General features: G+C 64.5%; 12 protein-coding genes. 6 read left to right on the forward strand and 6 right to left on the reverse strand.

What is annotated here, in order from left to right; translation table 11 throughout:
* The first annotated feature begins 40 nt into the window (after nt 1-40).
* The 4 genes from L610_RS01940 (at nt 41) to L610_RS01955 (ending at nt 5696) form a co-directional block, all read left to right on the forward strand.
* Nucleotides 41-1756: a sensor histidine kinase gene (locus tag L610_RS01940; RefSeq protein WP_246658891.1), complete on the forward strand. Its 1716-nt coding sequence runs from the start codon at nt 41-43 to the stop codon at nt 1754-1756.
* Between the two features lie 154 nt (nt 1757-1910).
* Entirely contained in the window at nt 1911-2180 is a 270-nt protein-coding gene (rpsO, locus tag L610_RS01945; RefSeq protein WP_024846334.1) for a 30S ribosomal protein S15, read from the forward strand.
* A 267-nt stretch (nt 2181-2447) separates the two neighbouring features.
* Nucleotides 2448-4598, forward strand: coding sequence for a polyribonucleotide nucleotidyltransferase (pnp, locus tag L610_RS01950; RefSeq protein ID WP_024846333.1), 2151 nt, complete (start codon nt 2448-2450; stop codon nt 4596-4598).
* 75 nt (nt 4599-4673) lie between these two features.
* Nucleotides 4674-5696, forward strand: coding sequence for a class I SAM-dependent methyltransferase (locus L610_RS01955; RefSeq protein ID WP_024846332.1), 1023 nt, complete (start codon nt 4674-4676; stop codon nt 5694-5696).
* Nucleotides 5697-5774: 78 nt separating this feature from the next.
* On the opposite strand, the gene fabI is transcribed toward L610_RS01955, so the two are convergent.
* The 3 genes from fabI to fabA are packed head-to-tail and all read right to left on the reverse strand — an operon-like array spanning nt 5775 to nt 8367.
* Nucleotides 5775-6581: an enoyl-ACP reductase FabI gene (fabI, locus tag L610_RS01960; RefSeq protein WP_024846331.1), complete on the reverse strand. Its 807-nt coding sequence runs from the start codon at nt 6579-6581 to the stop codon at nt 5775-5777.
* Between the two features lie 13 nt (nt 6582-6594).
* The gene (gene fabB / locus L610_RS01965) at nt 6595-7815 is read right to left on the reverse strand and encodes a beta-ketoacyl-ACP synthase I (protein WP_024846330.1); all 1221 of its coding nucleotides are present in this window, start codon (nt 7813-7815) and stop codon (nt 6595-6597) included.
* Nucleotides 7816-7851: 36 nt separating this feature from the next.
* Nucleotides 7852-8367, reverse strand: coding sequence for a 3-hydroxyacyl-[acyl-carrier-protein] dehydratase FabA (gene fabA / locus L610_RS01970; RefSeq protein WP_024846329.1), 516 nt, complete (start codon nt 8365-8367; stop codon nt 7852-7854).
* A 237-nt stretch (nt 8368-8604) separates the two neighbouring features.
* Between fabA and irrA the strand changes: the two genes are divergently transcribed.
* Entirely contained in the window at nt 8605-9015 is a 411-nt protein-coding gene (gene irrA / locus L610_RS01975) for an iron response transcriptional regulator IrrA (RefSeq protein ID WP_034329063.1), read from the forward strand.
* A gap of 81 nt (nt 9016-9096) precedes the next feature.
* On the opposite strand, the gene L610_RS01980 is transcribed toward irrA, so the two are convergent.
* Nucleotides 9097-9636, reverse strand: a complete 540-nt coding sequence (locus tag L610_RS01980) for an SH3 domain-containing protein (RefSeq protein WP_024846327.1) — start codon at nt 9634-9636, stop codon at nt 9097-9099.
* Nucleotides 9637-9835: 199 nt separating this feature from the next.
* Here L610_RS01980 and L610_RS01985 point away from each other — a divergent pair, with 199 nt between their 5' ends.
* The gene (locus L610_RS01985) at nt 9836-10837 is read left to right on the forward strand and encodes a D-glycerate dehydrogenase (protein ID WP_024846326.1); all 1002 of its coding nucleotides are present in this window, start codon (nt 9836-9838) and stop codon (nt 10835-10837) included.
* Nucleotides 10838-10843: 6 nt separating this feature from the next.
* On the opposite strand, the gene L610_RS01990 is transcribed toward L610_RS01985, so the two are convergent.
* Together L610_RS01990 and recF are read right to left on the reverse strand one after the other, a co-directional pair.
* The gene (locus L610_RS01990) at nt 10844-11611 is read right to left on the reverse strand and encodes a molybdopterin-synthase adenylyltransferase MoeB (RefSeq protein WP_024846325.1); all 768 of its coding nucleotides are present in this window, start codon (nt 11609-11611) and stop codon (nt 10844-10846) included.
* Between the two features lie 31 nt (nt 11612-11642).
* Nucleotides 11643-12803: a DNA replication/repair protein RecF gene (recF, locus tag L610_RS01995; protein WP_246658893.1), complete on the reverse strand. Its 1161-nt coding sequence runs from the start codon at nt 12801-12803 to the stop codon at nt 11643-11645.
* Nucleotides 12804-12805: the final 2 nt, after the last annotated feature.

Below are 12805 nucleotides of genomic sequence, written 5' to 3' on the forward strand. Positions count from 1 at the left end.
GTCAGATGGTGACGCGGGGGTCTTGCGGAGCACATCTTAGTTGCAGACTAACGCGAGCGAACACTCGGACGAAGTGGAAGCCCGCAACGGCGGACGGGGCACTTCAAAGGCCATATCGGTCGGCGCCATGCTGGCGCTGCTGATGGCGGCCATCATCGTGCCTTCACTCGTCTTTGCGATCATCCTCCTGCAGCGCAACGACGAAGCGCAGCAGACCATGGTGACCGCCCTTGCCGAGGCGACGGCGGCATCCATTACCCAGACACTCGAACGCCACGTGTCCGGCATGGCGACCAATTTGCGGGTCTTCGCCACCGCGCAATCGCTGGTGACGGGAAACCTTGGCCAGTTCCACGACCGGGCGCGCCTCGCTCTCGAAGACACCGGCACCTATCTCGTAGGCATCGACGAAAACCTCGAGCAGGTGTTCGACACCCGCTTCGACCTCGGCACGCCGCTCGGCAAGATCGACGATTCCAGCCTCGTGCAGAAGGCGCTTGCCGGCAAGGAGCCGGTGGTGACGGGCCTGTTTCGCAACGAGACATCGCAGAGGTGGGTCTTCAACGTGATGTACCCGCTGCCCGACACCGGCGGGCCGGTTCGGCTCTTGATGCKGSCMCAGCCGGTCGAGGGGCTCGACCGCTCGATCTCCAGCCAGAATTTGCGCGGCGGATGGAATGCCGTGATCGTCGATGCGGACGGGGTGGTCGCCGCCTCGTCCTTCATGTCCTCGGATGTCGGCAAGCCGTTCTTCCTTGGCAAGGAGATGGAGACGTCGGCGAGCGCACAGCATGATACGCTGGAGGTCAACGGGCGCACCTACGAGATCATCCGCTCGCGTTCACCCGCAAGCGGCTGGGAGACGATCGTCTGGGCGCCGACCGAGGTGGTGCGGGCGCCGATGACACGTACCCTGCGCTCATTCGCGCTGGGCGGTCTTGCCATCATCGCGGTCGGCACGGTGCTCGCCTGGCTGCTCGGCCGCCAGATCACCGGGCCGATCAGGGCGCTGGCACGCGATGCGCGCCGGCTTGGCGCCGGCGAAAACGTGACCGCGGTCGACTACCGGGTCGCGGAAATCGCGACGGTGTCGGAGGCGCTGGCACAGGCATCGGCAGAACGCCGCCATGCCGAAAACGAGATCCGCTTCCTGATGCGCGAGATCGCGCACCGCTCGAAGAACCAGCTCACGGTCGTTTCCTCGATCGCCAAGCAGACGGCGCGCCATGCAGGCAGCTTCGACGAGTTCCAGGACGCATTCCAGAAGCGCGTGCAGGGCCTTGCCCGCTCGACGGACCTTCTGATCGCCGGCGGCGTCGCCGGTGTCGAACTGCGCGAACTGGTCGAGGTGCAGCTGGAGCCGTTCCGGCCGAGCGGCAAGCGCCGCGTCAGGATCGAGGGCGCGCCGATGCGGCTCTCCAACCAGGCGGCGCAGACGCTGGGCCTGGCGCTGCATGAGCTTGCAACGAATGCGGCCAAATATGGGGCCTTTGCCTCGAACGAGGGCTGGCTGAAGGTCAGCTGGAAGCGTGTTGGCGACCAGGTCGAGTTCGAATGGCGCGAGTGGGTGCCGAACCCGCTGGACCCGGATGCCGGCAAGCGCGGCTTTGGCACCGAGGTGATCGAGCGCATGCTGGGCGGAACGCTTGAGGCGCATATCGAGCGCCAGCTGCGCAGCGACGGGCTCGAGTGTCGCGTCACCATGCCTGCGGCCAGGCTGGAGCCCGGGCTGGAGGACGGCCACAAGGCGGGCTGAAAGCCCGTTTCCGCGAAATTACTGGCGCAAGCTGGCATTTTGCACTATATGCCGCGCATCGTGCGCCTGAATGGGCGCATGTTCACCGGCCCCTGCTGGACGACATCCTGGCTGAGGGCGACCTGTTTCCTCAAATAAGAAAGGGAAAAACGCGATGTCGATCACCGCTGAGCGCAAGAAGGAACTGATGGCGGAATTCGCAACCGCTAAGGGCGACACCGGTTCTCCGGAAGTCCAGGTCGCGATCCTTTCCGAGCGTATCAAGAACCTGACCGAACACTTCAAGGACCACAAGAAGGATAACCACTCCCGCCGTGGTCTGCTCGCACTGGTTTCGCAGCGTCGTAGCCTGCTTGACTACCTCAAGCGCAAGGACGAGGCCCGCTACCAGGCTCTGATCAGCAAGCTCGGTCTGCGCCGTTAAAAAAGTTTGGCCGGCGCCGCCGCGAGGCGGGCGCCGGCCGATCGCATGGGCCCCAAGGGGTCGCACTACAGTTCGCGCGTTTTAGTAGATGAAGTTGCGCGGACGCCCCGGGACAGGGTCATGGGGCAGGATTGCAGGGCGCTTTCGGCGAAACATCGCCAGCCCGTGGAAGCGTCATGTTGTCTTGCCCGTGGCTCGTCCCCGAACGAAGCCAGGTGCGAAGAGACGCAAGGGATTGCGATCCGCACCAGCAGTTAAGGACAAGACATGTTCAACCAACACAAAGTGGAAATCGAGTGGGGCGGACGTCCGCTTATCCTCGAGACCGGCAAGATCGCACGTCAGGCTGACGGCGCGGTGCTGGCAACCTACGGCGAGACCGTCGTGCTCGCGACCGTCGTTTCGGCCAAGGAGCCGAAGCCGGGCCTCGACTTCTTCCCGCTGACCGTCAACTACCAGGAAAAGACCTTCGCTGCCGGCAAGATCCCGGGTGGCTACTTCAAGCGTGAAGGCCGTCCGAGCGAGCGCGAGACGCTGGTTTCGCGCCTGATCGACCGTCCGATCCGTCCGCTTTTCGCCGACGGCTACAAGAACGACACCCAGATCATCGTCACCGTCGTCCAGCACGACCTCGAGAACGATCCGGACATCCTGTCGATCGTCGCGACCTCGGCTGCGCTGACCCTGTCGGGCGTGCCGTTCATGGGCCCGATCGGCGGCGCCCGCGTCGGCTACATCAACGGCGAGTACAAGCTGAACCCGCATCTCGACGAGATGGCCGAGTCCAAGCTCGACCTCGTCGTCGCCGGCACCAGCGAAGCCGTGCTCATGGTCGAGTCGGAAGCCCAGGAGCTTCCGGAAGACGTCATGCTCGGCGCCGTCATGTTCGGCCACAAGGCCTTCCAGCCGGTGATCGACGCGATCATCAAGCTGGCCGAGGTTGCCGCCAAGGACCCGCGCGACTTCACCTCGCCGGACTATTCGGAACTCGAAGCCGAGATGCTCGCACTCGTCGAGAACGAGCTGCGCGACGCCTACAAGCTCACCGTCAAGCAGGAGCGCTACGCTGCCGTCGACGCAGTGAAGGCCAAGGTGAAGGCACACTTCACCCCGGCTGAAGGCGAGGAAGCGAAGTGGACGCCGGAGCAGGTCGCCACCGTATTCAAGGAACTGCAGGCGAAGATCGTCCGCTGGAACATCCTCGACACCGGCTCGCGCATCGACGGCCGTGATCTTTCGACGGTTCGTCCGATCGTCGCGGAAGTCGGCATCCTGCCGCGTACGCACGGTTCGGCGCTGTTCACCCGCGGTGAGACGCAGGCGATCGTCGTTGCCACGCTCGGCACCGGCGAGGACGAGCAGTATGTCGACGAGCTGACCGGCACCCGCAAGGAAACCTTCTTGCTGCACTACAACTTCCCGCCGTACTCCGTCGGTGAAACCGGCCGCATGGGTTCGCCGGGCCGCCGCGAAATCGGCCACGGCAAGCTCGCCTGGCGCGCGATCCATCCGATGCTGCCGGCCGCGGAACAGTTCCCGTACACGCTGCGCGTTGTCTCCGAAATCACCGAGTCGAACGGCTCGTCGTCGATGGCGACCGTCTGCGGCACCTCGCTGGCTCTCATGGACGCCGGCGTGCCGCTGGCCAAGCCGGTTGCCGGCATTGCCATGGGCCTCATCAAGGAAGGCGAGCGCTTCGCGGTTCTCTCCGACATCCTTGGTGACGAGGATCACCTCGGCGACATGGACTTCAAGGTGGCCGGTACCGCCGAAGGCGTCACCTCGCTGCAGATGGACATCAAGATCGACGGCATCACCGAGGAGATCATGAAGATCGCCCTCGACCAGGCCAAGGGCGGCCGTCTGCACATCCTCGGCGAGATGTCGAAGGCGATCAGCGAGGGCCGCAAGGAACTCGGCGAGTTCGCTCCGCGCATCGAGGTCATGACCATCCCGACCGACAAGATCCGCGAAGTGATCGGCTCGGGCGGCAAGGTCATCCGTGAGATCGTCGAGAAGACCGGCGCCAAGATCAACATCGAGGACGACGGCACCGTGAAGATCGCTTCGTCGAACGCCAAGGAAATCGAGGCGGCGAAGAAGTGGATCCACACCATCGTGGCCGAGCCGGAAGTTGGCGAGATCTACGAAGGCACGGTCGTCAAGACCGCCGACTTCGGCGCGTTCGTGAACTTCTTCGGTCCGCGTGACGGCCTCGTTCACATCTCGCAGCTGGCCGAGAACCGCGTCCAGAAGACCACCGACGTCGTCAAGGAAGGCGACAAGGTCTTCGTCAAGCTGATGGGCTTCGACGAGCGCGGCAAGGTTCGTCTGTCGATGAAGGTTGTCGACCAGACGACCGGCAAGGAAATCGTCAAGGAGAAGAAGTCGGAAGACGCTGAAGAAGCTGACGCCTGATTTCTGACCTGAGAATGAACGGGGCGGGCGCGACCGGAAGGTCTGCGCCCGTTTCGCTTGAGAGGGGCCAATTGTATGAATGACGGTTCGCTGAAGACGCTGTTCCATCCGTTCGAGAGCGGCATGCTGGAAGGACCGGGTGCAGAAGCCCGCGTCCTGTTCTTCAATGTCGCGCCGGGCTTCGTGCTGCCGGAGGATTTTCCGGAAGCGATGACGCTGCAGCAGGAATCGCGGCCGCTGTTCCGGGCACTGGAAGGCGGCGCGCACGTCGTGCAGCCGCAACCGGTCGGCGAGGACTATGACCTCGTGCTGGTGCTGGCCGGTCGCCATCGTGGCCAGAACGAGCTTTGGATCGCCGAGGCGCTGAAGCGCGTCCGCATGGGCGGCCGGGTGGTTGTCGCAGGCGGCAAGACGGACGGTGCGGCAAGCCTGCGCAAGCGCATGGCCGGTCTCCACGAGGTCGACGACCATGCCTCCAAGAACCACGGCATCGCCTTCTGGATGACGCGAACCGAAGAGTCGGTGGCGGCAGTGGAGGCGCTGGAAGCGGCCAACCCGCCGCTGATCCTCGACGGCGGCTTCCTCACCGTTCCTGGCGTCTTCTCGCAGGAGCACGAGGACCAGGGCTCGCGCCTGCTCGCCGACAATTTGCCGGAGACGATCAAGGGCCGCGTCGCCGATTTCGGCACCGGCTGGGGCTATCTTGCGGTGCGGCTGTCGCTTATCGCCAAGGAGCAGTTCTCGATCGACATGTTCGATTCGAGCTTCCAGGCCTGCGTGGCGGCGAAGGCCAACATGGACAACCTCGCTGCTCACATCGAGTGCCGGGTGCAGTGGATCGACCTGCTGAGCGAAAAGCTCGAACGGGTTTACGACAACATCATCATGAACCCGCCCTTCCATCAGGGCCGCGCGGCCGAGCCGTCGATCGGCGAGGGGATGATCCGGGCAGCTTCGGCGGCGCTCAAGCCCGGCGGCAGGCTGTACCTCGTCGCCAACCGCTCGCTGCCCTACGAGAACACGCTGGAGACGGCTTTCGCCCGTCACGGGGAGATCACCCGCGACGACCGCTTCAAGGTCCTGTGGGCCGTCCGCTGAGGCGAAAAACGATATCCTGAAAGCAGAACGGGCGCCCCAATGGAACGCCCGTTTGTTTTTCCGTGAAGTCCGGCAGGATCAGTCCTGGTCGGTGCGCTTCAGTTCGTCCAGCGTCGGCATCGACACGATGTGGTAGCCGCTGTCGACATAGTGGATCTCGCCGGTCACGCCCGTGGAAAGGTCCGACAGAAGGTAGAGGGCAGACTTGCCGACTTCTTCGATCGTCACCGGGCGGCGCAGCGGCGCGTTGCGCTGCTGGTAGTTGTACATCAGGCGCGAGTCGGCAATTCCGGCGCCTGCGAGCGTGCGCACCGGGCCAGCCGACAGGCCGTTCACGCGGATACCGCGCGGGCCGTAGTCATTGGCGAGGTAGCGGACGCTGGCCTCAAGACCGGCCTTGGCGACGCCCATGACGTTGTAGTTCGGCATAACGCGGACCGAACCTGCATAGGTCAGGGTGAGCATCGAGCCGCCGTCTTCCATCAGCTCGGCTGCACGCTTTGCAACTTCCGTGAACGAGAAGCACGAGATCACCATCGTGCGGACGAAGTTCTCGCGCGTGGTGTCGGCGTAGAGGCCCTTGAGCTCGTTGCGGTCGGAGAAGCCGATCGCGTGGACGATGAAGTCGAGCTTGCCCCACTCGGACTTCAGCGTCTCGAAGACGCCGTCAACGGTGGCGATGTCCTCGACATCGCAGGGAAGCAGCAGCTTGGCGCCAACCTGGTCGGCAAGCGGCTTCACGCGGCGGCCAAAGGCTTCACCCTGGTAGGTGAAGGCGAGCTCGGCGCCATGCTCAGCGGCGTGCTTGGCGATGCCCCAGGCGATGGAGTGGTCGTTCGCGACGCCCATGATGAGGCCGCGCTTGCCCTTCAGCAGTCCAGTCATTTGATGCTCCCGGTCAGCCCTGGTAGCGCTGGAACACCAGCGTCGCGTTCGTGCCGCCGAACCCGAACGAGTTGGAAAGGACGGTGTCGATCTTGGCGTTGTCGATGCGCTCGCGAACCACCGGCATTCCTTCAAATTCCGGATCGAAGGTCTCGATGTGGGCGCTCTCGCCGATGAAGCCGCCCTGCATCATCAGGATCGAGTAGATCGATTCCTGGACGCCCGCAGCACCCAGCGAGTGGCCGGTCAGCGACTTGGTCGACGAGATCGCCGGCAGCTTGTCGCCGAACACCGTGCGGATCGCCTCCATCTCCTTGGAGTCGCCGACGGGCGTCGAGGTGCCGTGGGTGTTGATGTAGTCGACGTCGCCCTTCACGGTCGACAGCGCCTGGCGCATGCAGCGGATCGCGCCTTCGCCCGACGGGGCAACCATGTCGTAGCCGTCGGAGGTCGCGCCGTAGCCGACGATCTCAGCGTAAATCTTGGCGCCGCGCGCCTTGGCGTGCTCCAGCTCCTCGAGAACCAGCACGCCCGCGCCGCCGGCGATGACAAAGCCGTCGCGGTTGGCGTCATAGGCGCGCGAGGCGACCGACGGGCGGTCGTTGAACTTGGAGGACATGGCGCCCATGGCGTCGAACAGGTTCGACATGGTCCAGTCGAGATCCTCGTGGCCGCCGGCGAAGACCATGTCCTGCTTGCCCCACTGGATCAGCTCGAACGCATTGCCGATGCAGTGCGCCGAGGTCGAGCAGGCCGACGAGATCGAGTAGTTGACGCCGTGGATCTTGAAGAAGGTCGCGAGCGTGGCGGACGCGGTCGAGGACATTGCCTTCGGCACGGCGAACGGTCCGATGCGCTTCGGGCTGTTGTTGGCCTTGGTGATCTCGGCCGCTTCGACGATCGTCTTGGTTGAGGCGCCGCCGGAACCCATGATGATGCCGGTGCGCTCGTTGGTGATGTCGTTCTCTTCCAGACCGGCATCGGTGATCGCCTGCTGCATGGCGACGTAGTTCCATGCACCGCCACGGTGCAGGAAGCGCATCGCGCGGCGGTCAACCAGATCGGTCGGGTCGAGCGTCGGCGCGCCCCAGACCTGGCAGCGGAAGCCGTGTTCGGCAAAGACATCCGAGAAGGTGATGCCGGACTTGGCATCGTACAGCGATGCCTGGACTTCTTCTGCGTTGTTACCGATGGAGGAAACGATCCCCAGTCCGGTGACGACAACTCGTCTCATATGGCGCTCCTTGCAAACCGCGCGGCGGGAAAAGCCTTAAGCGGCTTCCTGCTTCGACAGGCCCACGCGCAGATCGGTGGCCTTGTAAATCTGTTCCCCGTCGGCCTTCAGCCAGCCGTCAGCCGTGCCGAGGACGAGGCGGCCGCGCATGACGCGCTTGAAGTCGACGCCGTATTCGACCTTCTTCACCGAAGGCGTGACCATGCCCTTGAACTTCACTTCGCCGGTTGAAAGGGCCATGCCCTTGCCCGGCTCGCCGAGCCAGCCGAGGAAGAAGCCGGTGAGCTGCCACATCGCGTCGAGGCCAAGGCAGCCTGGCATGATCGGATTGCCGGGGAAGTGGCACGGGAAGAACCAGAGGTCCGGCTTGATCTCGAGCTCGGCGCGTACATAGCCCTTGTCGAACTCGCCGCCGGTCTCGCTGATCTCGGTGATGCGATCGAACATGAGCATCGGCGGGGCTGGCAGCTGCGCGTTCCCTGGCCCGAAAAGCTCTCCGCGAGAGCAGGCCAGCAGCTCTTCGTAATCATAGCTCGACTTCTGTTCGAACATCGTCCGTAGCGGTCCCTTTGCATTGGCACGGTCTTCACGTGCTTATAATCCGTGACAATCCCCTATCATAGACTGCTCGGGACAGGAAATCGCCGCAGCGGCTTACCCTGCACAGGCCGGGTGGTCAACGTGCCGCTATTGATCGCATATGGCGAACAGAATATATGTTGACAACGAAATGATGGGGCTGGACGCCATCAGCAACAGGAAAGTGCTGTCTTGACGGATACGCATTACATGAAGTCAGGCGAGTTGGAGCGGCGGGTCCGCGCAGCAGGTCTGCGCCCGACGCGCCAGCGTATCGCACTGGCGGACCTTCTGTTTGCGAAGGGCGACCGGCATCTTTCCGCCGAAGAGCTTCACGAGGAAGCGCTAGACGCGGGCGTCGCCGTCTCGCTGGCGACGGTGTACAATACGCTGCACCAGTTCACGGAAGCGGGACTCCTGCGCATTCTCGCGGTCGAGGGCAACCGTACCTATTTCGACACCAATACGTCCGACCATCACCACTTCTTCATCGAAGGCGAGAACCGGGTGATGGACATCGACACCGGCGCGGTGACGGTCCACAACCTGCCGGAGCCGCCGGAAGGGATGGAGATCGCCAATGTCGACATCGTGGTGAGGCTGCGGCCGAAGTCGTCCTGACGGCTTTTTGAGTTTCCTGAGACAGCAAAGGCGCAGACGGATATCCGCTGCGCCTTTTTGATTTGCCGATGCGGGCGGCGATCAGTCCTTGTAGACTTCCCCCGGATAGGCGCCCCAGATCTGCGTCTGGCTGATCCAGCCGCGATGTCCGGCAACCTCCATCTCGCACCACTGGCCGTCGCATTCCTTGATCGTGCCGATCACGCCCGGCTCGAGACGCGCGACGATGCGCGCATTGGTGTCGCGGTCGGAGCGCAACAGGATCTCCGCTTCCTTGCCGCGCTGCCACGGGGCGGCAATCGCGGTGCGGCGACCGGACAGCAGCGACTGGTTGATCCAGCCCTCGGCGCCGTCTGCATCACGCACTCGGCGCCAGTTGTCGAATTCCTGAATGATCTCCATCGGGATGCCGGCCTTGGTGTACATCCACTCGACGGGATAGTTGAGGCCCGGGCCGATGCGCAGGTTCACCTTGCTCGACTTGAGGCTGACGAAGCGCGGCAGCGGCAGGCCGCTCGGGCCGACCTGGGTCGTCTGCGCGGAGGCGACGGAAGACAGCGGAAGCGCGGCGAGGAAGACGGCGAAAGCCGCCATCGTGGCGTTCACAACGGTTCGAAGCATCGTGCGGGGGGCCATTTTTTCCAGTACGCTCAGCTACTCTTGTGCGGGCCCGCGAGCGTGCGGCGCGGGGCCCCTTTTTCTTTGTCATCGGCAGGTCGGCTTGATACACAGGATCGGAGACCGAAGGCTGCCGGCACCAATTCCAAGTGTCGCCAATCTTGGTTAAAGAGGTCTCAACAGACCCGGATATGAGGACGCTATGACTGGCAGGAAAAAGCCTCTCGTCGTGTTGACCCGCAAGTTGCCGGACGCGATTGAGACCCGCATGCGGGAGCTTTTCGATGCCAGGCTGAACGTCGAGGACCGGCCGATGACGCAGCCCGAACTGGTTGCCGCGGTCAAGGAAGCCGACGTTCTCGTTCCGACCGTTACCGACCGGATCGATGCCGCGCTGATCGAGCAGGCGGGGCCGAATCTCAAGCTGATCGCCAACTTCGGCAACGGCGTCGACAAGATCGACATCGCCGCCGCGATGGCCAAGGGCATCGTCGTAACCAATACGCCGAACGTGCTGACCGAAGACACAGCCGACATGACGATGGCGCTGATTCTCGCGACGCCCCGCCGGCTGGTCGAGGGCGCCAACGTGCTCAAGGGCGACGGCAAGTGGGCCGGCTGGTCGCCGACCTGGATGCTCGGCAACCGCATCTGGGGCAAGCGACTCGGTATCGTCGGCATGGGCCGCATCGGCACGGCGGTTGCGCGGCGCGCCAAGGCATTTGGCCTTTCGATTCACTATCACAACCGCCGCCGCGTAGCCCCCGCGACCGAGGACGCGCTGGAGGCAACCTACTGGGAAAGCCTCGACCAGATGCTCGCCCGCATGGACATCATCTCGGTAAACTGCCCGTCGACCCCGGCGACGTTCCACCTGCTCTCGGCACGCAGGCTCGCGCTGATGCAGCCGTCGGCCTACCTCGTCAACACGGCGCGCGGCGACATCATCGACGAGGATGCGCTGATCAAGATGCTGGAGACCGGCAAGCTCGCGGGCGCCGGCCTTGACGTGTTTGAGCACGAGCCGGCGGTGAAGCCGAAGCTGGTGAAGCTCGCCGCCAAGGGCAAGGTGGTGATCCTGCCGCACATGGGCTCGGCCACGATCGAGGGCCGCATCGACATGGGCGAAAAGGTCATCATCAACATACGCGCCTTCTTCGACGGGCACCGTCCGCCGGACCGCGTCCTGCCCCTCAAGGCCTGAGGGGCATCACGCCTTCGCGCGGTAGCGCACCGTGTCGAACGACGCGCCGAGGCTGTCATACATCAGCAATCGGCCGACAAGCGGCTCGCCGATGCCGGTGATGAGCTTGATCGCCTCCATCGCCTGCAGCGTGCCGATGACGCCGACGAGCGCGCCGACGACACCGGCCTCCGCGCAGGACGGCACGAGGCCGGCCGGAGGCGGCTCGGGGAAGAGATCGCGATAGGACGGGTTCTGCCGCCCGTCAGGACCCTTCTCGAACGGCTTCAGCACCGTGACCGACCCGTCGAACCTTCCGACCGCGCCGGTCACCAGCGGGCGTTCGGCGGCGGCGCATGCGTCCGCGACGGCATAGCGCGTGGCGAAATTGTCCGTGCCGTCGAGGGCTAGATCGTAGCGGGAGACGATCTCGCCGATATTGTCGGGTGTGAGGCGGATCGGGTGCTTCTCGACCCGCACGTTCGGATTGATGCGGCTGATCGCCTCCTCGGCGCTGTCGACCTTGGTCTTGCCGAGCGACGACATGCCGTGGATCACCTGCCGCTGCAGGTTGGAGAGCGAGACCGTATCGTCATCGACGATGCCGAGCGTGCCGACACCCGCTGCAGCGAGGTAGTAGAGGATCGGCGCGCCGAGGCCGCCGGCGCCGACGACGAGCACGCGCGCGCGCTTCAGCTTCTGCTGGCCGGCGCCGCCGATTTCCGGCAGCACGATGTGGCGCGCATAGCGCTCGAGTTCCTCGTCGGTGAGGGGAGGGGGCGTTGGCTGGTTCATACGCCGATCATAGCCGCTCGGGGCGGTTATGTCAGCGCGAGGTGATCGTGCCGCCCGAAACGGTCAGGAACTGCGCACGACCTTCGAGTGCGGAGAACAACGCGGCGTCCGTGCCTGACATGAAGGCCTGGCAGTTGAGCTCTTCGAGAATCTGGAAGAGGGCCGCGCGACGGCCCGCATCGAGATGCGCGGCGATCTCGTCGAGGAGAAGGATCGGCGCCGAGCGCGACAGCTCCGCGACGAGCCGGGCATGCGAGAGGACGAGGCCGGTAAGCAGCGCCTTTTGTTCGCCCGTGGAGCAAAGCTCAGCCGGCATGTCCTTGGGCCTATGGCGGACGAGGAGGTCCGAGCGGTGCGGACCTTCGAGCGTGCGGCCGGCTGCGCGGTCGCGATAACGGTTCTCGGCAAGCGAGCGGTGAAACGCTTCCTCGACGTCGACGGCAGGTTGGTAAGCAAGCGCTTCCTCAAGCGTGCCCGCAAGCGCGATGTCCGCCTTCGGAAATGGGCCGTCGGCCGGCAGATGCTCGATCATGCCGGAGAGCAGGCGCACCATCTCGACGCGGGCGGCGGCAATTGCCGTGCCTGTCTCCGCCATCTGCCGCTCTATCGCCTCGAACCAGGCGTCGTCGCGGGCATTTTCCGTAAGCAGCTTGTTACGGCCGCGCATCGCCTTTTCGTAGTCGAGCGCGCGGCGGCCATGCGCCGGATCGATGGCGAGTACCAGCCGGTCGATGAAGCGGCGCCGGTCGGAGGCCGCACCGGTGAAGAGCGCGTCCATTGAAGGCACAAGCCAGATCACGCGCAGCCATTCGAGCATCTCGTCGGCGGAGCGGGCAGGGGCGCCGTTGATGCGCACCTTGCGCCCGGACGTTTCGCCGTCGCCGGCTGTTCCCGTGCCGATCTCGACCTCGCCGAACGGACCTTCGACACGCGCATGGATGGCAAAGCCGTTGGTCGCACCCGCACGCGCGACGTCTTCATGCGAGGCGCGGCGCAGGCCACGCCCCGGCGTCAGAAACGAGACCGCTTCGAGGAGATTGGTCTTGCCGGCGCCGTTTTCGCCGGTGAGGACGACCGCGCCGGGCCGGAAATCGAGCGCCAGACTGCGATAGTTGCGAAAGTCCGTCAGCAGCAGCCGCGAGACATAGGTCTGCGGCTCCGCCAGCGGCGGCGCATTGTCATGGTCGTCGATCA

Origin of the sequence: Aminobacter sp. J44, assembly GCF_007829415.1 — a bacterium.
GTDB lineage: Bacteria > Pseudomonadota > Alphaproteobacteria > Rhizobiales > Rhizobiaceae > Aerobium.